Source organism: Paenibacillus sp. FSL R10-2796, from assembly GCF_037965315.1.
Taxonomy (GTDB): Bacteria; Bacillota; Bacilli; order Paenibacillales; family Paenibacillaceae; genus Paenibacillus_AQ; species Paenibacillus_AQ odorifer.
In genome coordinates this window covers 5,335,220-5,358,442 of sequence record NZ_CP150178.1, presented here as the reverse complement: position 1 = coordinate 5,358,442, position 23,223 = coordinate 5,335,220, and the positions used below count along the sequence as shown (strand labels likewise).

Sequence of the window (23,223 nt, the reverse complement as noted above, 5' to 3'; positions counted from 1 at the left end):
ACGCTTACGGGTGGAGTGAAGAGTGTTGGGGCGAGCTTCCGGGGCAAAGCTTATTAGACGAAGCTTTTACTGACAGGGCTGTAATCGCCATTAATTTGACGAAAAGCTATTGTTGGATGAACAAGCTTGCCCAGGATAAGTATCAGTTTCTCCCTAACCAATGCAGCGCGGAATCACGCGCCCGTCTCCTTCATGACATGATGCAGGATCAGGAATTAGTCAGACAAGAGTTTTTGGACTTTGTCCGAATGCTTGCTAAGCGGGGTGTAACTTCGATAAAAGATATAGGCTTTGACAGGCATAGCGGTTTGCTGCCGGTCCTTGAAGAGCTGGAAGCAGCGGGAGAGCTGCCGTTGCAGGTCCATTTCGCGCTTGGATGCTTATATGGCTGCTGTGGCCGGAAAAGAAAATGAAAGCCGGTTTTATAATTACAAGTCCATGCTTGAGGCCAATGTTCCGATTACGATGGGTAGAAATGGAAACGGTTAAACTTAAAATAAAATGGTCCCTTCCTCATAGTTATACATTGATTTTTCTGATTATCGTGGCTATTGCCGGATTAACCTGGATTGTCCCGAGCGGCCAATTTGACCGCCAGGAAGTGCTGGTGGATGGTTCCTCGAGAACAGCCATCATCCCGGGAACCTATCATACCGTTCCTAAAATCAGTGAGCAAGGGGATTTGAGACAAGGATTTGCCCAAATTGCCAGTGCGCCGTTGGAGGGAATCATCAATGCTGCTGATGTCGTCGCCTTCGTCCTAATTGTAGGGGGAGCTTTTAGAATTATTCTGCAGACGGGGGCGATTGACCGGGCACTGATGGCTTTAGCCGGAAGACTCAAAAGTAAAGGGATATTACTGATTCCGATAGCCATGGTGATTTTCAGCGGTATTCCAAAATGATATTCTAAACCGCCAACACTTCATCAAGGAGAACGATGGGATAGAAGTAAGTTTCTCGAATCGGGATAAATTAATTATTGGCGGCTTCATCTTTACTTTGGGGCTTATTGTCTGGGGAATACTGAGCAAAGGCTGGTATATGACCGAGATCGGAGCGCTTTTCTTTGCACTTGGTATTTTTTCGGGGATTGTAACCCGGATGAGTCAAAAGGAAATTGCCGAGAATTTTGTTAAAGGTTGCGGAGAATTTATCTACGTGTGAGTTGTAATTCATCTTGTCAGCGTTTGTAACGATTTTTGGCACAAGTATCTTAGTCCTGATGGTCAAGAAACCCTTGATTTATCAGGGCTTTTTTAATGGTTTTCCTTGAGTATTATTAAAGATACTCTAAATGGCTAAAACTGATTTTAGGTTCAAAAGCTCGTGGATCAATTGTTGGCACAAATCGTAGTGTGGAGGTACAACTACGAAAAATACATAATCTTAATCAAACGGATTTTGCTAATAAAATCGGTGTTTCTCAAGGCAGCCTTAGTGATTTGGAATCTGGAAAAGGTAAGCCGGCAATAGAGACGGTTTTCTCAATTTGCTCTGAGTTCGGTTGTTCTTATGAATGGCTTTTAACCGGGAAGGAGCATTCAACTATTGGTGAATTAAGTGGTACAGTAGTGGAGTTATTGCAGACTGTTAAGGGGCTTAACCCTAGAGAACAGCTAGAACTGTGACAGATCGCAAAAATTAAGCGTGATTTACTGTAAAGATGATCAAGCGGAAATAAAAACGTAAAATTGAAATTTTGACGTAGTTTTACATCTTCACATCCAGATGTCGAAGCAGCAAATGGAAGCAGTATATTGTTACCAGACCTATACATGGAATACCACATGAAGCAGACCAGATTGCCCGCCGCCATAATAAGTGAACACTGCGTTGCCGCCAGTATTCAGTTGGGGCAGGACTTCGCTCAACGTTCCCCCCATCTCTGTTTCATGCTTCATAGAATCGCCCTTGAAACCGTCAGTTTGGCTAATTGTATTATTTTTTACGTATGAGGCAACAAAATCAGTGAGCTCTGCTACTGTTGGATCGTTCAACATTTGCCGCAGAAAGCCATCAAACGGAATGGACTGACCGTCACAAGCATAATTACTCAATCGCGCAGCTTCCCGTCAACTTGAGCCATGATTAGTGAATCCGCACCATGTTATGCGGAGGGCCCCCTGCCTATTGATAATAAGGGACGGAATCCGCTAAATAATCATGCCCTGTCTTGACACCGGACTGGAGCAGCCATATGGTACAAGTGACAAGAACATACAAACATAGGGAGATACATGCTCAAGAAGGGGGAACTATGAATACATTCACAGCCTATGGCCGTAAGATCCGGCAGCAGATCGCCGGCAGGTATTACCGGATATCCATCAAACAGAGGATTCTGTTCTCGTTCATCGTGCTGATTACGCTGTCCATCGGTGCAATGGGCAGTTTCTCGTATTGGATTGCCGCGCAGGAGATCGAGGATAATGCCTATGCCGGCAGCCGGGAGACCGTAAGCAAGACGGCACAGCTGCTGGATTCCCGCCTGAATGATGTGGCGCTGTCTGTGCAGTCCCTGATGCTGAGCGATGCGTACCGCAAGATGATGCTCGATGTGTTCAGCCATGATGTGTCGAATTACTATGTCCATCTGTCGGATCTGCAATATGTGCTCTCCCAGGTAACGTTCAATCAGCCGATCATCGAAAACGTGCTGATCGTTACCCCGATTGGCGATTTCTATTCCACTACGCAGATCCGGGCGCAGGACAACTCGTTCTACGGCTCGGAATTATATGATCTGAGCAAGGAGCGGCCGGGCGGCTACTGGGCCAAAGGACATTATGACCGGTTGTTCACGGGCAGCCAGCGGGTGGTCTCCTTCGTAGTCCGGGGGATTTATGAATACCCTTACACGCCGATCAGCAATGTATTTATTGTGGTCAATATCAGGGAGAGCCGGATAGATGAGCTGCTGAATACAGGCGGAGAACAAGCAGGGAGAAATTATTATCTGGTGAGCGGGGAAGGAGAGGCGGTGGTGGAGTCCCGCTGGCCGTTCCGGGGCAGGTTCCCCTGGAAGCCGGTGCTTGCCGAAGCCGGGAAAGCGGCTGATCCGCAGGACCACTACTACAGCTATGGCGGCAAGGAGTATCTGGTTAATTATACAAGCTCAGCGGTATCACCCGACTGGATCATCTCCGGCATGCAGTCGCGGGACCAGCTGCTGGGCAAGCTGCAGCGGGTGCAGCGCATTACCCTCTATGTCATCGTTGTTTTCCTGCTGGCCACCTGGCTGATCTCCAACCAGCTGACATCTGTGCTGCTGAAGCCCCTGTTCAAGCTGCGGCGGCTGATGCGCAGAGTCGAAGAGAACCAGCTCAGCGTGGTGTATGAGAGCCGTTATGAGGACGAGGTTGCCCAGGTCGGCTTTCAGTTCAACCGGATGATGTCAGAGATTAAGACGCTGATCGCGGATGTGAAGACCAAGGAGGAGGACAAGCGGCATGCAGAGATCCGCGCGCTTACGGCCCAGATGGAGCCGCACTTTCTGTACAATACACTCAATACCATCTATTGCAAATCGGTCATGGGGGAGAATGACGATGTAAATGAGATGATCCTGTCGTTGTCGCAGATGTTCCAGATCGGGCTCAGTGGCGGCAAGGATCTGATTACCCTTGCGGATGAGCTGTCCCACGTGCGGCAGTATTTCGCTATTCAGCAGAAATGCTATGAAGGTCTGTTCGAATACACGGTGACGGTAGAGGATGAGGCACTGCTTACCTGTCTGATGCCCAAGATTATCCTGCAGCCGGTGGTGGAGAACAGCATCCAGCATGGATTCAGCGACCGGACTTTAGGAGGCAGGATAGACATCACGGTCAGCCGGGAGCAGGGGCTGCTGCATATTTGCATTACCGACAATGGACGGGGACTTGATGCTGTACGGGTCAAGCAGGGGATGCTCAGTGCTCCGCAGTCGAGGAAAGGTTATGCCCTGTTCAACATCAGGCACCGGCTGGCGCTGTATTACGGGGACGAAGCCCGTATGGATGTGGGCGGCGAACCAAGTAAGGGATCACGGACGGATCTGTGGATTCCCTCAGAAGAGGAGAGATGAAGGATGGACCGGAAGCTGGAGCTGGAAAGGTTCAAATTATGTGTAATCGACGATATTAAAAGTGTGGTGGAGATGGTCTCGAGCAAGCCGCCATGGCAGGAGCACGGTATTGAGGTAGTCGGTACAGCGCTGGACGGTGAAGCGGGGCTGCAGATTATCCGCGAGACCCGGCCGGACATTGTGCTGACTGATATCCGGATGCCAAGAATGGACGGCCTGCAGATGACCCGGGCGATTCTGGAGGAACTGCCGGACTGCAAGATTATTATCCTCAGCGCCTACTCGGAGTTCTCTTATGCCCAGGAAGCCATCCGACTAGGGGCGCTTGATTTCGTCAAGAAGCCCTTTTCCCTGAACGAGATTGTGCAGGCTGTGCTGAAGGCCAGGGAGTTGTGCCGGGAGGAGCGTCAGGAGACCACCAGACTTGCTGTGATGGAGGCCAAAATTAGAGAAAGTCTACCTATTCTCCGCCAGGAATATCTCATCTTCCTGCTGCACCACCAGACGACAGAATGGGATGCACGTTCTCGTTGGGCCTATCTCGATATCCCTCTGGACCAGCATGATTTCTTCGTATTTGTCGCCGAAATCGATCATTTCACGGAGAAGCTGAGCGGCCAGCCTGTGCAGGAGGTCGAGCTGCTGCGGTTCAGCCTGCATAATATTCTCGAAGAGACGATTTCCGCCTGGACCCGCGGCGTCATTATCCGGGAGGCGACAGACCGGTACGTCTGCATCATGAACGGCTCGGACCCGGATACGGCGGCGCTGGTTACGGAGACCTGCTGCACGAATGTAAGCCGATTCTCCAGGCATACGCTTTCCATTGGCGTGGGGCTGGGCGTAGCGGCGATCCAGGAGCTGGGTGTAGCGTACAGGCAGGCGATTAGCGCGCTGGGTTATCATTTCTACACCGGAGGAAACGGGGTCTACATTTACAGCAATATTGAGAATAAACCGCTCGCACTTCACAGCTACTCCGCCGCCGTTGAGCAGGAGTTACTGTTCGCCCTGCGTTCCGGCAATTCTGCCAAAAGCCTGCAGATGCTCGATCAACTATTCGCGGAGCTGCTGGACAGCGGGCATTTGCCTGAGCCGCGTTATGTGGAAAGCGTCGGCTATGAGCTGGGCTACAGGATCTGCCGGGTCCTGCTGGAGCAGTTCCCCTACGGGCAGGTGGAGCCGCTGGAGCACAGGATTGCCGTCTTGAAGAACCGGGTGCATCCTTCCCTGCAGGATATCCGGGACCTGCTGTCCGGGCTGTGCCGGGAGGCCTGTGCGCTGGTTACGGAGGCCCGTTCCCTGGAGTCCACGCGGATTATCCGCCAGGCCGCCGCTTATATCGATAGCCATCTGGATACGGGGCTGTCGCTGGAGCAGGTGGCGAAGCAGATTAACCTCAGCCAGGGGTATTTCTCCAACCTGTTCAAGAAGGTGCAGGGGATTTCGTTTCAGCAGTATGTGATGCACGAGAAGATGGAGAAGGCTAAGGCGATGCTGATCAGGGGCCGGCAGGTTCAGGAGATCGCCCAGGATCTCGGGTATGAGCACAGGCGCTATTTCAGCGAGGTGTTCAAGAAATATACCGGAATGACCCCGTCCGAGTTCAAACTGCATTATCTTGGAAAAGAATAAAAATGCGCAGGGGAGGCATGTCCGCAGGGCGGAGGTGGCCTCCCTTCACTGTATAAAGCTCCTGCAGAAATCTGCCCTTAAAGTGGGCTTACCCGCCTTATCCGGATGCGCCAATCCGTCTATAATCAGGTTGTAAGCGAATACAACAGGGATATATAAGGGGGAACTACCAATGATGAAGCGTATGCTAATAACATCTCTGAGCCTGGTCCTGGCACTTGGCCTGACAGCCTGCGGCAACGGTAACGGTGGCAATGCTGCAGAAGGTAAGGGAGACGGGAAGACAGGCGGCTCGGGGGACAAGACCAAAATCAGCTACTGGACCGGCGACCGTCATGATGCGGATTTCGTGAAGGACAAGGTAGCCGAGTTTAACGCAACCAATACTGACGGGATTGAGGTGGAGCTGGTCGTCAAGGGCGACGACTTCGATACCGCACTCGATCTGTCCTTCCAGACCTCCGATGCGCCGGATGTAATCCGGGTGAAGGAGAATACCATCCAGACCTTCTACAAAAAAGGCTTTCTCGCTCCCATTGACGAGTTCCTCACCGATGAGCTGAAGACGAAATTCCCGGTCATGCCGGATCTGAATGAATTTGACGGCAAGCGTTACAGTCTGCCGAATTATGGAACAACCATGCGTCTAGTATACAACAAGGATCTGTTCGCCAAAGCAGGCGTTGAGCATCCGCCAGCTACCCTGCAGGAGCTGGTGGATACCGCCAAAAAATTGACGGAAGCCGGTAAAGCGGACGGCGCTTACGGCTTCGCCCAGAACTTCAAAAGCCCCGGAAGCGCGTTTGCGCGTTCGGCGCGGGTGATTGCGGAGATGAGCGGCTACGGCGGTTTCGGGTATGATTTCAAGACGGCCCGCTACGATTTCAGCGGCTTCGAGTCGATCATCAATGCCTTTAAGCAGATCCGGGACAACGGCAGCATGCTGCCGGGTGTGGAATCGCTGGATATTGATCCGCTGCGGGCGCAGTTTGCAGAGGGCAAAATCGGAATGTATATGTCCTACTCCTCGGAGCCGGGCGTCTACAAGAATCAGTTCCCGGCCAAGATTGACTGGGCAGCCGCTCCGGTTCCGACCATCGACGGCACCGTGAAGGGGGCTTCGGGCTTCCTCGGGGGCCAGTGGCTGGCGCTGAGCTCGAAGTCGGAGCACAAAGGAGCAGCCTGGAAGTTCATGGAGTTCATGTACGGCGATCAGGTGCTGACGGATTATCAGGAAAAAGGCTTTGGCATCTCCATGGTTCCATCCGTCAGCGCAGTAGCCAAGACACCGGATGTGAACGGCATTGAAGGCTTCCTGCCGAACAAGCACGATGGAGTGTGGCCGGTCTATCCGTCTGTAGCACCGGAAGGGATGAAATCGGATGACGCCTTCTTCAAGTATATGCTGAACGGCGGCGATCTGAAGGCAATTATCGCCGATCTGAACAAACGCTATAACACTGCACTGGACAGCGTGATTGCGAATGATGGCGTGAAGGCCGAGCCGGATGCCGGCTTTGACCCCGCCGCATTGGGCGGCAAGTTCGCCAAGTAGATGGAAGGTCAGGGATAGAGATATAGGCCAAAGCAGAGGGATGAGGAAGCAGCTTTCCCATCCCTCTGCTCTGGCCGCAAGGGAGAGGAGCCGGAAGAAACCAGATGAACAAAACAAAACAAGCCTTATTTTCATACAGCTTTATCTTTCCAAGTGCCTTGCTCACGTTGGTCCTCGGGATTTATCCGATTGCCTGGGCGTTCCGCTATATGTTCTATGATTACAAAGGGTTCGGAACGGCCCGGTTTACCGGGCTGGCCAATTTCAGCCGCATCCTGAAGGATACCCAGTTCTGGGATTCGGTGGTGAACACGTTTGTCTATGCAGGCGGCAAGCTGCTGATCACTATTCCGCTGGCTCTGCTGCTGGCCTCCATATTGAATCGGGGGCTGCGGGGCAGACAGCTGCTGCGGGGGATTTTCTTCATGCCGACCGTCATCAGTACCGCCGTAATGGCCGTAGTCTTCTTCACGATCTTTAACTCGTATAACGGGATTCTCAACCAGTTCCTGATCCGTTCGGGCCTTTCCGATTCCGGTGTGGACTGGCTGGGGCCGAAATATGCCATGCTCACCGTCATTTTGGTTGCGGCTTGGGGGGCGGTCGGCAATTACATGCTGCTCTTCCTCGCCGGTCTGCAGAATATCCCGGAGGATGTTTATGAAGCCTCTTCCCTGGACGGAGCAGGCAGACTCCAGCAGTTCCGCTATGTCACCCTGCCGATGCTCGGGCCTGTCATGCAGATGGTCATTATGCTGGCGATCATTACAGCTTTGAAGGGATACGAGAGCATTATGGTGCTGACCGAAGGCGGTCCTGTAGGCAAGACAGAGGTGATGTTCCTGTATTTGTACAAATTATTTTTCCCTGTCGGCGGAGGCAGCGCGGCGGTCCAGGTCCAAGAGTTCGGATACGGCAGTGCGGTCGCCTTCGTGTCTGCGGTCATCGTCGGGATCATATCGCTCATTTATTTCTACGCATCCAGACGTATGAATCAGACCGATTGAGGAGAGAGGCTATTATGAGAATAAGAACCATACTGGGCAATATCATCCTGTGGATTTTTTTGCTGGCATTTGCTTTTATCACCCTGATTCCGGTTGTTATCACCATTCTCGGCTCCTTCAAGACAAATGCCGAACTGACTGCGGGAGCCACCTTCCTGCCGGATAGCTGGCATTTCTCGAACTATGCCGAAGCCTGGGCACAGGCGAATTTCTCCAGATATACGCTGAACAGCCTGATTGTCTCTCTGGCGGCGGTGGTTGGCACGCTGCTGGTATCATCCATGGCGGCTTATGTGGTGGACCGGATGGATTTTGCAGGCAAGAAACTGTATATCGGCCTGCAATCCTTCACTATGTTCGTGGCAGTAGGGGCGGTCGTGCTGCGTCCGCAGTTTGATCTGATGGTCAAGCTTCATCTGCACAGCAGCCTGTGGGGGGTCATATTGATTCTGATCTCCGCCCATGCTTCGATCTTCTTCATTCTGTCCAGCTTCATGAAGGGGATTCCCCGTGAGCTGGATGAGGCGGCGCTGATGGACGGCAGCTCCCCCGGCCACACCTTCTGGCGGATTATTCTGCCGCTGCTCGGACCTGGACTCGGCGTAGGTGCGCTGTTCACCTTCCGCGGCGCGTGGAATGAATATCTGCTGCCACTCGTGTTCACGATGACGAAGCCGGAGCTGCAGACGCTGACTGTCGGGCTGGCGAACCTGAAATACGGGATTTCGGCCGCTTCCCAGACCCACTATATGATGGCAGGCGCCTGCTTGTCCATTCTGCCGATTCTCGTAGCCTATCTGTTCGCCAACAAATCCTTCATGCAGATGACAGCCGGTTCCCTCAAAGGGTAGCGGTCCGGCCCTGCGCAACCCATATTCCATATTTAACATTCAAGGAGGTACACCCCATGACTCAACACGCTCCGGCAATTCTGCAATCTGCCCCGTTCATCCGGCGGTATCCGGGCAATCCTGTGCTGGATGCAACGAAGGTTCCTTACCCCACCGCACTGGTATTCAATGCCGGTGTAACGAAATTTAACGGCAAGTATGTGATGATCTTCCGTAATGATTACGGCTCACTGGTAGATCAGACGCTTGAGCCGCACCACACCACGGATCTCGGCATTGCTTACAGTGACGACGGGCTGAGCTGGACCGCCGGCCCGAAGCCAGTGTTCAAAATTCATGACGAGGAAATTATCCGCGCCTACGACCCGCGCCTGACCGTGATCGGCGGCCGTTGTTATATGTGTTTTGCCGTGGATACGCACCATGGCATCCGCGGCGGAATTGCCGTTACCGATGATTTGGAGCACTTCGAGGTGCTCAGCCTGTCTACACCGGACCTGCGCAATATGGTACTGTTTCCCGAGTTGATCGGCGGCAAGTATGTCCGGCTGGAGCGTCCCTTCACGGTATACAGCCGCGGCGGCCGGGACCGCTTCGATGCCTGGATCTCCGAGTCGCCGGACCTGAAGCATTGGGGCAACTCCAGCCTACTGCTCGCCGTCGAGCAGGTGCCGTTTGCCAATGACAAGGTTGGCCCGGCCGCACCTCCGGTCCGGACGGATAAGGGCTGGCTGACCACCTTCCATGCGGTGGATGTGGACCCGGCCAGAGGCAAGCAAGGTTGGGAGGACACCTGGAAGAAGCGCTATACCGCCGGAATTATGCTGCTGGATCTGGAGGACCCCCGCAGGGTGATCGGCATGAGCAGGCAGCCGCTGCTGGCACCGGAGACAGACTATGAGATTGGCGGGGGCTTCCGCAATCATGTGATTTTTCCGGGAGGGATGATTCTGGAGGATGACGGCGAGGTCAAGATCTATTACGGCTCTGCGGATACGGTGGAATGTCTGGCAACGGCCCATGTGGACGATATGCTCCGGCTCTGTCTGGAGCCGGAGCATAGATAAGATTGGAAGCAGGCTGAGGGCGGAAATGCGGAGTAACAGTAGGGCCATGTGCCATGATTGGAGCGGCTTGCGCGGAGATTGTGCATGAAGTGCAACAATGCTAAATCAATAGCAGCGACCGTGGGGAGATTGTGCATAAAATGCAACAATACAGCTCAGTAGTAGCGACCAACGCAGAAATTCTGCACAAGGTGAACAAAACCGGGGCCGTATTTTAAAAGGAAACTTTGCTGATGCAGAAAAGGTTAGTATTACTCTGCCACTTCCGAAGCTGAACAGGAATATGTCGACTTTATGAAAAGAGTAATAGAGCATCACTGGTGAAATCATTATTCACTGATGACAGAGTATTTTCTGAAGATATGAAAGAGGTGTTTATTTATGCTAAAAAGGTTAAAACTATTAAGTTTAATTGTTTGTATGCTCGCCAGTCTTTTAGCTGTCGTTCCTTTGACAGCAAGAGCGGCGGGCACAATTGTAAGCTATCCATTACCATCGATCTATACCACGACCAGTCAATACACGGTAACAGCAGACTCTACAAATATACCGGTAATCGACACTTCGGCGGTATTTGTAAACTATAATTATTGTAATTTCTCTTTTTCAGGTACTACTACAATCACAATAACAGCAAGCGAGACAATCAATACCTATAATATTTCTCCCAAAGCTTTGGGAATCACTGCAACAAAGAGCGGAAATACACTTACATTTACACTTTCATCACCAACATATCTTATAGTTAAAATCAATAACCTGAAAGATCTGGTTATTGCTGCAGATGCTCTTGAAACCAATGTTCCGGCTTCATCCGGTACAGGTATATACAATGTTAAAACCGGGTACGGTGCCGACAGTACCGGTGCCGCTATGGCTACAACTGCAATACAAAACGCCATAAATGCGGCTAACGCAGCAGGTGGCGGTATAGTATACGTTCCAGCCGGTGTTTATAAGTGCGGAAACCTTGTTTTAAAAAGCAATGTTTCGGTTTATCTGGAGGGTGGTTCTGTTATAAGGGGTTCAGGAAATCCAAGCGATTACACTACCCATTTTCATAAGAATTCTCTGGGTAAGGATGGAACATGGTTTATTTATACTGAAACAAATGCAAACAATATTAAGATATACGGCAGGGGGACTATTGACGGCAATGGCCATTATATGAGAAATACAAACAATTATTTGAACAATATTCTTGTACCCTTGCAGTGCAGCAACTTCACGGTTGACGGCATAACAATAAGAGACAGCGGTGGCTGGGCTACAATAGTTACAAGATCTAATAACGTAACATTCCAGAATACAAAGCACTTCAACAACAATGAACTTGATTATGAAAATGATGCAATCGACATTCAAGAGAGCCAGAATGTACTCATAAAGCACACTGTAGCAGTATCGGAGGATGACACATACTCATTTAAGACATGGGATGTAGAAACTACGGATATAGCTGCAAACTGGCCTGGAAGTCCTGAAAGCCAGTCAAATGTAGTTGTGGATGATGCTTTGGCTTGGAGCAGATGTGGAGCATTTAAGGTTGGAGATGGAGTGAAACAGCTTCAGGATGGCATAGTTGTTAAAAACTCTTATGTATACCGGTGCTGGCGTGCTTTAGCAGTAGGTCATCTTTATGGAACTCCAGCAGCACAAAACATCATATTTGACAATATAGATGTAGAAGGCTTCTGGCCAAGATCCGGTGTTCACTCCAGATGGTTTGATCTTTCTGCGAAAACCGGTCCGATAAAAAATGTGGTCTATAATAATATAAATTTACGCGCTTTAGGTGAAGTTTCAATAATGAAGGGTTGGAGTGACACATCTACTGTCTCCGGAGTTACATTAAACAATGTTCGCGTCGGTGGAGTTGCGGCAACTACATTGGCAGAATTGAAAATAACAGATACTAACAGCTATGCTGCAGCTCCAAAATTCAACACATTGAAATTTGAAGCGGAAGGCTATAACCTTAGTTCAGGTGTTATTTCCTATGAGGCAAGCACTGATGGTGGGCTGGATGTTGGTGGAGGGAGTAATGGTGACTATATAGCATTTAAAAATGTAGATTTTGGTAGTACAGCTAAAACAAGTATTGATTTGAAGGTTGCATCCGCTAATTCCGGCGGAAGAATAGAATTCCACTTGGACAGTCCTACGGGCACTATGCTGGGTTATTGGACAGCAGAAAGCACAGGCGGATGGCAGACATGGTCAGTCAAGAATATCCCGCTTAATGCCGGGACCGCTGTAGGGACCCATACCGTATATGTAACTTTTGTTAAGTCAGATTCAACCACAGTTGCAAATTTAACCTGGTTCCAGTTCAAATAGAATGGAAACGGTTTGAGTTAATTGCAATAAGATGGATCTAGCTATTGTTGTGGCAGAATCGCCGAATTGAGGCCTTTTTAATGCCAAGATGAAATATAACTCACACTACGCTGCTGTGATCATCGGTTTGGCCCGGGGGATCCTCGTCGTTGCAGAGAACGGGATGATTATCGATACCATTTTGAATGGCCTGGCTACTATGCTTAAGGGTTTGCCGAATTACTTGTTCACCACCATCATGCTGGTCGTGCATAATATTATTACGTTCTTGGTTCCTTCTTCATCCGGAGAGGCGGCCTTGACGATGCCTGTGCTTGCACCATTAGGCGATCTTGTGGGTGTTAACCGCGAAGCGGTAGTAACCGCATACCAATTTGGAAATGGATTAACGAATCTCATTTCGCCAACAGGCGGTGTGCTGCTGGCAGGTTTGGCCATCGCCCGGATCAATTTTGGACAATGGTTAAAGGTAATACTCAAGCTGTTTCCGATTCTTTGGCTGGTGGCGGCAATCTTTGCTGCAGTTTCCTCAGCTGTGGGCATGTAGTGGATAACATATTGCAAAGCCATGCGGGATTTCCCGCAGAAGATAATCAAAATCCCAAGGTCATACTGACCTTGGGATTTTTGACTCTACATATTGATCCTATTCCCCTCACATCACACTCTCCTCGTTGTTGTATATTTCCTCCTGATTTGTGGCCACAAATAATGTATGCTAAGAATTTAATCCGTTATTTACCTATCCGTCAGTTTCTGCCGTTCCAAACAGCAGAATACAAACTGTTCAGAAGATAACGCTTCCACGTATGATGTATTCATAACCAGCTGAGTGCTTCATCCGATACTAGTATCACAAATGAGGGAATTTAAGGTGAGAGAATATACGATTGTTAATATTTTATATACCCGCAAGAGTCCTGTGCGCATGAGTGAGCTGATTGCCGAAGTGGGGTTGTCCGAACGGACTCTCCGTGACGTGATCCGTGCACTCGACAAAACAGGAGAGGCGAATGGTTTCGGTATCCGTATGATCCGCGGCCAGGGTTATCTACTGGAGATTGGCGATGAAGCCAAATTCAGTAGCTACCAGGAAAAAGGAATGCTGCAGCTGGATCAGGTGGATCTCGATAATAAGCAATCACGCCAGCAGTATTTACTATTCTATCTCTTGCAGAACGATAACTATCAGTCTATGGATAACATGGCGGAAGAAATCGGCGTTAGCCGTTCTACTATTATTTCCGATCTGAAGGAAGTAGAGCAGCGACTTGCCGCTTTCCGGCTTAGCTTGAAACGTCGGGCTCATTATGGCATGAAAATCGAGGGGGAAGAGCAAGACTTCCGTAAAGCCTTTTCTTACTTTATCTTGCAATCGGGTCATACGCTGCAGCATACGGAGGATTTTCATGCTTTTAGTCAGGACTTTGATGCTGAGCAGCTTAAGGGATTTCTACTGCAAATCCTCAAGGAAAAAGAACTGAAGATCTCGGATGTGTTTCTGGATAATATCTTGACCCATCTGTTCATTCTTCTTTACCGGGTTTCCAAGCACAATTTCATTGTGGCTGGACAAGCCTTGCAGGGAACACCTGAGCCGCTGTATCAGGATATTGCCGGGAGTATTGCAGATTTCATCTCCTCTCAATACCAGATTAAGCTTCCGGCGGATGAGATTGATTATTTGGCGCTGCACATTTCTGGCAAGACCATTATGGAACGGATGTCGGAAGAGACCAAATCGCATCTGCGGGAGGGAATCACGGCTATTCTGGAGCGCTTGGACCGCGAGTTCCTTACTGGATTCACGCAAGATCAAGAGCTGCGCGAAGCACTGCTATTGCATATGTTCCCGCTGCTGAACCGGTTGTATTACAATCTTCAGCTCGGCAACCCATTGGTGGAGGATGTTTACAGCCAGTATGCCAATGTGTTCGTCATTTCCTTCCGCTTCGCTGAGATTGTAGAGGAGCAGTACGGGTTTCGGATGTCGCGCGATGAGGCAGGGTATGTCGCGTTGCATTTTGCCACCCATCTGGAACGGATGCAGCAGCGCAATCTGGAGAAGTTCAAGCGGATTGCCGTGATCTGCTCGACGGGAGGGGGCAGTGCCCAGTTAATCCGGCTGAAGCTGGAAGCGGTATTCCCCAAAGCGTCGGTGATCACAGCCTCCATCACGGAGGTGGAGGAGATCAGCAGCAAGCCTGTGGATCTGATCCTCTCTACTGTGCCGCTGGCAACAGAGATTAAGGAAAAACCGGTGATCCATATCAAACAGCTGCTGGATGATCAAGAGATTCAGCGGATCAAAGAAATATTGTCTTTGCAGATTAATCGCACAGAACCATCCTACAAGCTGATGGATTTCAAGGATTTGTTCCGCAGGGAGCTGTTTCATCTGTCTGGTTCGGACGAAGATTACATGGAGCTGTTAAAGCAGCGCTGCCGGGAGATCGTGGGCAATCATTATGCAGCTGACGATTTTCCCGAACAAGTGCTGCTCAGAGAGCAGAAATTCACCACCATTTACAAAAATGGGGTGGCCGGCCCGCATCCGATGCGGATGAGCGCGATCCGCGACTGTATCAGTGTAACCGTGTTGAAGAAACCGCTGATCTATGAGGGTAAGCCGGTCCAGTTGATTTTTCTGATCAATCTGGGTCCGGGGCAGTTATTCCTGCACAAAGAGATCAGCAAGCTGCTACTAGTTCTAATGGAGAAGGAAGACAGCCGTAACCGGCTGCTAAACACGAATAGTTATGAGCAATTTATGAATGAGATAGAGAACCTACTATAAATAAAATGACGATACGGAGTGGAGAACCCATGGATTATGAACAAACGATTATGCAGATTATTGCCAGCAGCGGAGAGGCAAGAAGCCTTAGCCTAAAAGCGGTAAGAACCGCGCGCGCCGGAAACCTGGAAGAAGCGGGCGAGATGATTAAGAACGCCAAGACCAGCTTGACCAAAGCACATAAAGTACAAACGGGGCTGATCCAGGCTGAAGGCCGGGGCGAAAAGACAGAAATTACGCTGCTGATGATTCACGCGCAGGATCATTTGATGAATGCCCTGACGGTTAGAGAACTGGCTGTGGAACTGATCGAAGAAATCAAAGAACGCAAAGCGCTCGAACTAGAATTGAAAGGATCGGTGAACTAAGATGAAAAAAATATTGCTCGCCTGTGCAGGCGGATTCTCGACAAGTATGCTGGTGGAACGGATGAAAGAATCGGCACGGACACAAGGGGTTGAAGTGGTTATTGATGCGGTGGCGGAGAGTGACATCGCCGATCAAAAGCCTTTTGACATCATTATGCTTGGACCACAAATGGGACATGCCGAAGGCGATCTGGCCGCAGAATATCCGAACATTCCAGTAACTACGATCGATATGATGGACTATGGCATGATGGATGGGGACAAGGTGCTGGCTACAGCACTTGAACTGATGGAGAAGGGGGCTTAAGTCATGGCAGGCGGCGCAGAATGGAGAGCCAAGATCCAGAAAGTCAGCACGAAAATCCAAAAAAATACCTATATCAGCGCTATTTCCAACGGTCTGATGGCCTTGATGCCAATTTTGATTCTGGGCGCTATTTTTTCCCTGATTAATGCACTCAAGCTTGATCCTTATCAGAATTTCCTGGAAAGCACTGGACTCAAAACTTATACTTCGATTCCGGCAACTGTAACCACCGATTTGATCGCACTCTACGCGGTGTTCTCCATCGCTTACAATTTCGCTACCCAACATAAGCAGCAAGGCTTTTCGGCAGGGATTTTGGCGCTGATGAGTTTCTTGCTAGTTACACCAAAAGGACTGCTGGATGACGGTGTGACCAAAGCATTTGGTTACTCCTGGTTGGGCGCCAAAGGATTGTTCGTGGCAATCATCCTGGCACTGCTGGTAGGTAAGATCTATACCTTTGTATTGGAAAAGAAATTCTATATCAAAATGCCGAAGGGTGTTCCGCCCACGGTCGAGAAATCTTTTGCCGCGCTTACGCCTGGTTTTATCGTAGCGGTTCTGATGCTAGTGCTGACGGCGATTTTCGCCGCAACGAAATATGGCAATATGCACGAGTTTGTCTTCTCGATTATCCAGCTGCCACTGACTAGTCTGGGGGGTACCTGGTGGGCGATGCTGATCTGCATCTTCGTAATTCACCTGCTGTGGTTCTTTGGAGTTCACGGCACCTTGGTAGTCTATTCCGTTGTCGGCCCGATTTGGGTGGCTTTGGGACTTGAGAATCTGGACGCTTACCAAAGAGGTGTGGAAGGTACGCATATCATTGGTTCGCCGTTCTTCCCGGTTTATGTACTGATCGGTGGTGCAGGGGCAACGTTAGGTCTCATTATTGCGATGCTGTTTGCCAAATCTACACGTTATAAGACACTTGGTAAACTGGCAATTATCCCAAGTCTGATCGGTGTCAATGAGCCGGTGATTTTCGGGATGCCATTGGTGCTGAATGTTCGGTTTATGATTCCGTTTATCCTGACTCCGCTGGTGAGTAGTGGTCTGGCGATTCTTCTGACGACGCTGGGTATCCTTCCTGTGCTGCACGGGATTCAGGTGCCGCTGGGCATTCCGGTGCTGGTTAATGGCTGGATGAACGGGGGCTGGCGCGTAAGTGCGTTCCAGCTGGTTATGATTGGTGCAAGCTTCATGATCTACTATCCATTCTTTAAAAAAGCCGATGCCGAAGCGCTGGAGCAAGAACAGCAGGCTGAAGCTAAAGCGGCAGCAACCGCTGCCGCCAATTAATAAAAGGAGGCTCAACCGATGACTTATCCATTTCCGGAAAACTTCCTGTGGGGCGGTGCGGTAGCCGCTAATCAGGTCGAAGGCGCCTATAATGAGGGCGGGAAGGGTTTGTCCACTGCTGATGTAGTCAAATATTGTCCTCCTAAGGAACGGCAGAGCCTGGAACAGCTATTGTCCATGTCCGGCCCACAGCTAGAAGAGGCCATACAGGATGATAATCAGGGGAATTACCCCAAACGCAGAGGGATTGATTTCTACCACCGCTACAAAGAAGATATCGCCTTGTTCGCTGAGATGGGTTTTAAGGTATTCCGTATGTCCATCTCCTGGCCACGTATTTATCCGAATGGCGATGAGCAGGTACCTAACGAGGCAGGATTGCGTTTCTACGACGATGTTTTTGATGAGTTGCGCAAATATAATATCGAGCCGCTGGTCACCATTTCCCATTATGAAATGCCGGTGCACCTAGTCACCAAATACAACGGCTGGGAATCCAGAGAACTGGTTGAACTGTTCGTCCGTTATGCGGAGACTGTGTTCACCCGTTACCGGGATAAGGTGAAGTATTGGCTGACTTTCAACGAAATCAACTGTACGCTCAAAGCGCCGTTTCTGGGCGCAGGGATTATTCTGGATGGCAAGTCAAATGAGAAGCAGATTGCTTTTCAGGCTTTGCATCACCAGTTCGTAGCCAGTGCGCTTGCGATTAAGCGGGGCCGGGAGATCAATCCGCAGTTCCAGATCGGCTGCATGCTGGCCCGCAAGCTGCTCTATCCATATTCCTGTCATCCCGGTGATGTACTGAAAGCACAAGCTGAGAACCAAATGGCAATGTTCTGCTCCGATGTTCAGGTTAGAGGCTATTATCCTTCTTATATCCGCCGGCATTTGGAGCAGCATGGAGTGACAATAACCATGTTGCCGGGAGACGAAGCTTTGCTGCGGGACAATCTTGTGGATTTTCTTTCCTTTAGTTATTACATGTCCTCAGTAGTCAGTGTAGATGAGAATATCACGGCCACCACGGAAGGTAACCTGTCCTCAGGGCTCAAGAATCCCTTCCTGAAAACTTCCGATTGGGGCTGGCAGATCGATCCAAAGGGGCTGCGGTTTGTGCTCAAGGAGATGCATGACCGCTACCAGCTTCCTTTGTTCGTAGTAGAGAATGGTCTGGGTGCTGCAGATGTGCTCGAACTGGATGGCACGATCCGTGATCCATACCGGATAGAGTATCTGGCACAGCATATTGAGCAGATGGCGGAAGCCATTGCCGATGGCGTGGAGCTGATGGGCTACACCAGCTGGGGCTGTATTGATCTGATCTCGGCTTCCACCTCGGAGATGCGCAAGCGGTACGGCTTCATTTATGTTGATCAGGATGATGCAGGCAATGGAACGCTGCTGCGTCTGCGTAAGGACAGCTTTTACTGGTACAAAAAGGTCATAACCTCTAACGGAGCAAATTTAAGCTATTAGTGCGGCGTTATAATCCTTGTTCATTTTTTACGAAAACCTTGAGAAATCAAGGTTTTTTTGTTTTTTTAATAGGGAATAGAGATCGTGTGTGCTTCTTCTTATAACGAAGTTTTATCCGGGAAGGCACTTAACTTATGGGCAATCTGCCTTTTAGCTGACTATTTCTTTAAATATTCCGAGAAATTCTCCTGAAAATCCAGTGAATGAATATCTTCCCGGAGATGGTGGTGGATTAGCGGGCCGATTTTGGCGGTTTCTTTTTGCACCATAAGCTCAAGAATGGATTGGTGTTCGTTCCAGATTTCTTCCAGCTTGTCGGTCTTAAGCATGTGCAGTCTGCGGTATCTGAGATAATGCACATTCGACTGCTGGATCAGAGTCCACAGATACTCACGTCCAGCAAGCCTGTACAAGGCCCGGTGAAACTCGTCATCTAAATTAAGGAAAGAATCTACAGCATTCTCCTGCCCGATGACCTCTTTCTGTTTCTTAAGAATTTCTTTAAGCTCGTGCACTCCTGGTAGTAAAAGCTGTGCAGAAAGATCCTTGAGGATCTCCTTTTCCAGTGTGCAACGCAAGTATGTGATTTGTTCAACAGATTCAAGATCAATAAAGGAGACAATATTACCTTTTTTCGGATAGATATCGGTATAAGATTCCAGTGCAAGCTGTTTGAGAACATCACGCAACGGCGTACGTGAAATCTGAAACCGCTCAGACAAGGCTGTTTCACTCAGAATGGTGCCTGGCTTTAACGCCAGCGTGAGGATTTCTTGCTTCAGTGTGTTTAGAATTTCAGCTTTAATTGACATTTCTGTTCCTGCTTTCAATTGTTAATGACAGATACAGTACTAGTATACATGATAAGTTCGTTCATTAAAATCATTGGGATGAAAATAGGGTGGATATTCCTTGATTTCAGGATAAAATTCCTGATCAAATTGTGATTGACAAAGAATTGTTCTTATTCTATGATCAAGTAAATCTTGTATACAAGATAGTTGAAAACGAATTCACAGGAGGGTTTATCAATGAACATGACGTGGAGATGGTATGGCGAGGGCAATGACAATATCACGCTGGATCATATTCGGCAGATTCCGGGTGTTATGGGGATTGTCTGGTCTTTGCATGAGAAAGTAGCCGGAGAAGTGTGGGAAATGGAACGGATCCAAGAAGTGGCGGATCAAATCACCAGCAAGGGTTTCAGCACGGCTGTAGTAGAAAGCGTCAACGTTCATGATGATATCAAAATCGGCTTGCCGACCCGTGATAAATATATCGATATTTATATCGACACCATTCGTAAACTCGCCAAGGTTGGCGTTAAGGTGATCTGCTATAATTTTATGCCTGTTTTCGATTGGACCCGCACAGAGCTGTATAAAGAGTTGCCTGATGGCTCGAATGCTCTCTTTTATGAAAAGGCTGCCATTACCGATAATCCGCGTGAGATGGTGGACCGGATTCTGAAGGGAGCTGGAAAGTTCACGATGCCGGGCTGGGAGCCGGAGCGGCTGGCAAAGCTGGATGAGCTGTTTGCGGCTTATGCGGATGTGACGGAAGATAAACTGTTCGACAACCTCCAGTATTTCCTGGAACGCATTATTCCAGTATGTGAGGAAGTGGACATCAAGATGGCTATCCATCCCGATGATCCGGCTTGGCCGATCTTTGGACTGCCGCGTATTATCCGCAATCGGGATATGATCCGCCGCTTTCTGGATTTGGTGGACAGCCCGTACAACGGTTTGACGTTCTGCACAGGGTCACTCGGCACGAATCCGGATAACGATCTGCCAGCGATGATCCGCGAGTTCCATGATCGTATTCATTTTGCCCATATCCGCAATGTGAAGGTATTTGAGAACGGTGATTTCATTGAGGTGTCGCACCGTGGGCGTGACGGAAGCGTTGATGTGGCCGAGGTGGTCAAAGCCTATCATGAGAACGGATACATTGGTTATGTGCGTCCGGATCACGGGCGGCATCTGTGGGGGGAAGAGAAGAACTGCCGACCGGGTTATGGCTTGTATGATAGAGCTATGGGCATCATGTATTTGCTTGGTGTTTGGGATAGCTTGGATAATGTCAAGGAGGCAAAATAAATGCTGCATCTGACCAGAAGCAGTATCCAAGGGGAAAAAGCAGCTTGGAAAGCTGCTGGAGTGGAGCTTCCGCAGTTCGACTATGAGCAGATAGCAAACAATACACAGCTTAAACCGGAATGGATTCATTTCGGTGCAGGTAATATTTTCAGAGGATTCGTGGCAAATGCTCATCAGAAGCTGCTGGATGGCAGGAAGTCGGATACAGGTATTATTGCGGTGGAAACCTTTGATTTCGAAATGATTGATAAAGTCTACAAGCCCTACGACAATCTGACCCTTTTAGTGCTGATGAATGCTCGTGGTGATTTCCAGAAAAGAGTAGTCAGTAGTATTGTGGAGGGAATCGCAGCGGACAAAAACCGCGAAGCGGAGTACCGTAGATTGATCGAGGTGTTCGAGAATCCCAGCCTGCAAATGGCTAGCTTCACCATCACGGAGAAGGGATACTCGTTGACGGATCCGCACGATAAATATCTTGGCATTGTGGAAAACGATATTGTGAGCGGACCGGAGCATCCTGTTCATGTCATGAGCATTGTTGCTTCGCTTGCTTATCGAAGATATCTGAAAGGCCAATATCCGATGACCTTTGTCAGCATGGACAACTGCTCACACAATGGCGACAAGCTGAAGAACGGAGTTGTGTCCATCGCTAAGGAATGGGCCCAAAGAGGACTTGTTATAGAAGACTTCGTGCGTTATCTGGAAGATGAACGAGTAATAACCTTTCCATTGTCCATGATCGATAAAATCACACCACGTCCTTCGGAGAGTGTACAGGCAGCGCTTCTGGAACAGGGAATTGGTGATATGGATGTGATCATTACCTCCAAAAACACATATACCGCTCCTTTCGTAAATGCTGAGATCAGCGAATATCTTGTAGTGGAGGATAACTTTACGAACGGACGTCCACCACTAGAGGAAGCCGGAATTATTTTTACGGACCGGGAGACAGTCAACAAGGTGGAGACGATGAAAGTAACGACCTGCCTTAATCCGCTGCATACGGCGCTTGCTGTTTCCGGTTGTCTGCTTGGCTACACCTTGATCGCGGATGAGATGAAGGACGATACTTTGCGGAGGTTTGTGGAGATAATCGGTTACAAAGAAGGTCTGCCCGTCGTAGTGGACCCGGGGATTCTCAGTCCAAAGCAGTTCCTGGACGAAGTCCTTACGGAGCGTTTTGCCAATCCATTTATCCCCGATACTCCGCAGCGGATTGCTACAGACACTTCGCAGAAGGTAGGTATACGGTTTGGTGAAACTATTAAATCCTATATTCGACGGGAGGAGCTCGATCCAGCGCAGCTAACGGCGATTCCACTGGCTATCGCTGTGTGGTGTCGTTACTTACTTGGAGTGAATGATGCTGGAGAGGTCTTCACATTGAGTTCAGATCCGTTACTAGAAACACTGCAAGGTTACCTGCAGGGAGTTTCACTTGGAGACCAAACCGCTAGTGTGCGCCCCATTCTTGAAGATGAGCGACTTTTTGGGGTTCCGTTGTACGAGATTGGTCTTGGCGATAAGATTGAGCTTATGTTCCAGGAAATGATGGCAGGTCCAGGAGCGGTACGGAGAACATTAGAGCACTATTTAAAGTGAAAGCTAGGCAGTTAAGTAGATTTGAATTAATATAGGAGAAAATAAAGCGAAAAAAGTCCCGAGGCAATCAATCGGGGCTTTTTTTTGTATGATTTTAAAAAATCCAAACAAAGTGTGAAAAGAATCTTATGTAAAATGAGAAGGACGAAAGTTAAACTAAACACATGACGAATAACCGGTGTTCGTCAACTGAGCGACGAATTTTGAGGGGGTTCAACACCATATTGTGGGGCGGGCAGAAAGGCCGGCTGGAGTGGAAGTGGCGAAATGAACGGTATAAATCCCGCAGAATGCAGCGGATGGAGCGAATGTGGCGAAATGAACGGTATAAATCCCGCAGAATGCAGTTGATCGGGCGAATACGGAGAAAAGAACGGTATAAATCCCGCAGAATGCAGCTGATCGGGCGAATACGGAGAAATCTACGGTATAAATCCCGCAGAATGTAGCTGATCGAGCGAATGTGGCGAAAAGAACGGTATAAATCCCGCAGAATGCAGCTGATCGAGCGAATACGGAGAAATCTACAGTATAAATCCCGCAGAATGTACCGGATCGAGTGAAGGTGGCGAAAAGAGAGGCATAAATACCCTAGAAAGTGGAGGATGGAGTGGAAGCAGCGAAAAGAGAGGCATAAATGCCCTAGCATGTGGCGGATCGGGCGAATGTGGTGAAAAGAGAGGCATAAATGCCTTAGAATGTGGCGGATCGAGCGAATGCAGGGAAAA

The 23,223-nt window shown here is 49.3% G+C and carries 21 protein-coding genes; 19 read left to right on the top strand and 2 right to left on the bottom strand.

Going from position 1 to position 23,223, the window contains the following annotated elements; all coding sequences use genetic code 11:
• Positions 1–116 precede the first annotated feature (116 nt).
• The 4 genes from NST58_RS24130 (at position 117) to NST58_RS24115 (ending at position 1,630) form a co-directional block, all read left to right on the top strand.
• Entirely contained in the window at positions 117–413 is a 297-nt protein-coding gene (locus tag NST58_RS24130) for a hypothetical protein (RefSeq protein WP_076191851.1), read from the top strand.
• A 62-nt stretch (positions 414–475) separates the two neighbouring features.
• A complete protein-coding gene (locus tag NST58_RS24125) occupies positions 476–904 on the top strand; it encodes a hypothetical protein (RefSeq protein ID WP_076317111.1) in 429 nt (142 codons plus the stop codon).
• A gap of 1 nt (position 905) precedes the next feature.
• Positions 906–1,166: a hypothetical protein gene (locus tag NST58_RS24120; protein ID WP_256717515.1), complete on the top strand. Its 261-nt coding sequence runs from the start codon at positions 906–908 to the stop codon at positions 1,164–1,166.
• Between the two features lie 191 nt (positions 1,167–1,357).
• Positions 1,358–1,630 (top strand): helix-turn-helix transcriptional regulator, encoded by a 273-nt coding sequence (locus NST58_RS24115; protein ID WP_076304612.1) that lies wholly within the window; start codon positions 1,358–1,360, stop codon positions 1,628–1,630.
• A 141-nt stretch (positions 1,631–1,771) separates the two neighbouring features.
• Here the strand turns inward: NST58_RS24115 and NST58_RS24110 are convergent, their stop codons facing one another.
• A complete protein-coding gene (locus tag NST58_RS24110) occupies positions 1,772–2,059 on the bottom strand; it encodes a hypothetical protein (protein ID WP_076304611.1) in 288 nt (95 codons plus the stop codon).
• Between the two features lie 200 nt (positions 2,060–2,259).
• On the opposite strand from NST58_RS24110, the gene NST58_RS24105 reads away from it, so the two are divergent.
• The 13 genes from NST58_RS24105 (at position 2,260) to ascB (ending at position 18,776) form a co-directional block, all read left to right on the top strand.
• A complete protein-coding gene (locus NST58_RS24105; protein ID WP_339244444.1) occupies positions 2,260–4,068 on the top strand; it encodes a sensor histidine kinase in 1,809 nt (602 codons plus the stop codon).
• A gap of 3 nt (positions 4,069–4,071) precedes the next feature.
• The gene (locus NST58_RS24100; protein ID WP_339244442.1) at positions 4,072–5,703 is read left to right on the top strand and encodes a response regulator; all 1,632 of its coding nucleotides are present in this window, start codon (positions 4,072–4,074) and stop codon (positions 5,701–5,703) included.
• A 172-nt stretch (positions 5,704–5,875) separates the two neighbouring features.
• The gene (locus tag NST58_RS24095; protein WP_036683312.1) at positions 5,876–7,258 is read left to right on the top strand and encodes an extracellular solute-binding protein; all 1,383 of its coding nucleotides are present in this window, start codon (positions 5,876–5,878) and stop codon (positions 7,256–7,258) included.
• A gap of 104 nt (positions 7,259–7,362) precedes the next feature.
• Positions 7,363–8,265, top strand: a complete 903-nt coding sequence (locus tag NST58_RS24090; RefSeq protein WP_036683309.1) for a sugar ABC transporter permease — start codon at positions 7,363–7,365, stop codon at positions 8,263–8,265.
• 14 nt (positions 8,266–8,279) lie between these two features.
• Positions 8,280–9,116 (top strand): carbohydrate ABC transporter permease, encoded by an 837-nt coding sequence (locus tag NST58_RS24085; protein WP_339244440.1) that lies wholly within the window; start codon positions 8,280–8,282, stop codon positions 9,114–9,116.
• Positions 9,117–9,172: 56 nt separating this feature from the next.
• Complete coding sequence (locus NST58_RS24080) at positions 9,173–10,183, top strand: glycoside hydrolase family 130 protein (RefSeq protein WP_139332055.1); 1,011 nt, start codon at positions 9,173–9,175, stop codon at positions 10,181–10,183.
• 381 nt (positions 10,184–10,564) lie between these two features.
• Complete coding sequence (locus NST58_RS24075; protein ID WP_076279257.1) at positions 10,565–12,523, top strand: carbohydrate-binding protein; 1,959 nt, start codon at positions 10,565–10,567, stop codon at positions 12,521–12,523.
• Between the two features lie 88 nt (positions 12,524–12,611).
• Positions 12,612–13,070, top strand: a complete 459-nt coding sequence (locus tag NST58_RS24070; RefSeq protein ID WP_248549335.1) for a TIGR00366 family protein — start codon at positions 12,612–12,614, stop codon at positions 13,068–13,070.
• 327 nt (positions 13,071–13,397) lie between these two features.
• Entirely contained in the window at positions 13,398–15,320 is a 1,923-nt protein-coding gene (locus NST58_RS24065) for a BglG family transcription antiterminator (protein WP_076128885.1), read from the top strand.
• A 29-nt stretch (positions 15,321–15,349) separates the two neighbouring features.
• Positions 15,350–15,688: a PTS lactose/cellobiose transporter subunit IIA gene (locus tag NST58_RS24060; RefSeq protein WP_038572728.1), complete on the top strand. Its 339-nt coding sequence runs from the start codon at positions 15,350–15,352 to the stop codon at positions 15,686–15,688.
• 1 nt (position 15,689) lies between these two features.
• Positions 15,690–15,995 (top strand): PTS sugar transporter subunit IIB, encoded by a 306-nt coding sequence (locus NST58_RS24055; RefSeq protein WP_036683292.1) that lies wholly within the window; start codon positions 15,690–15,692, stop codon positions 15,993–15,995.
• Positions 15,996–15,998: 3 nt separating this feature from the next.
• Positions 15,999–17,297: a PTS transporter subunit EIIC gene (locus NST58_RS24050; RefSeq protein ID WP_076148309.1), complete on the top strand. Its 1,299-nt coding sequence runs from the start codon at positions 15,999–16,001 to the stop codon at positions 17,295–17,297.
• A gap of 18 nt (positions 17,298–17,315) precedes the next feature.
• Positions 17,316–18,776 (top strand): 6-phospho-beta-glucosidase, encoded by a 1,461-nt coding sequence (gene ascB, locus NST58_RS24045; protein WP_339244436.1) that lies wholly within the window; start codon positions 17,316–17,318, stop codon positions 18,774–18,776.
• A gap of 158 nt (positions 18,777–18,934) precedes the next feature.
• Here ascB and NST58_RS24040 read toward each other — a convergent pair whose 3' ends face one another.
• Positions 18,935–19,588 (bottom strand): GntR family transcriptional regulator, encoded by a 654-nt coding sequence (locus tag NST58_RS24040; protein WP_076128891.1) that lies wholly within the window; start codon positions 19,586–19,588, stop codon positions 18,935–18,937.
• A 219-nt stretch (positions 19,589–19,807) separates the two neighbouring features.
• On the opposite strand from NST58_RS24040, the gene uxuA reads away from it, so the two are divergent.
• Together uxuA and NST58_RS24030 are read left to right on the top strand one after the other, a co-directional pair.
• A complete protein-coding gene (uxuA, locus tag NST58_RS24035; RefSeq protein WP_076128893.1) occupies positions 19,808–20,884 on the top strand; it encodes a mannonate dehydratase in 1,077 nt (358 codons plus the stop codon).
• Positions 20,885–22,495: a mannitol dehydrogenase family protein gene (locus tag NST58_RS24030; protein ID WP_339244434.1), complete on the top strand. Its 1,611-nt coding sequence runs from the start codon at positions 20,885–20,887 to the stop codon at positions 22,493–22,495. It abuts the gene before it with no gap.
• Positions 22,496–23,223 lie beyond the last annotated feature (728 nt).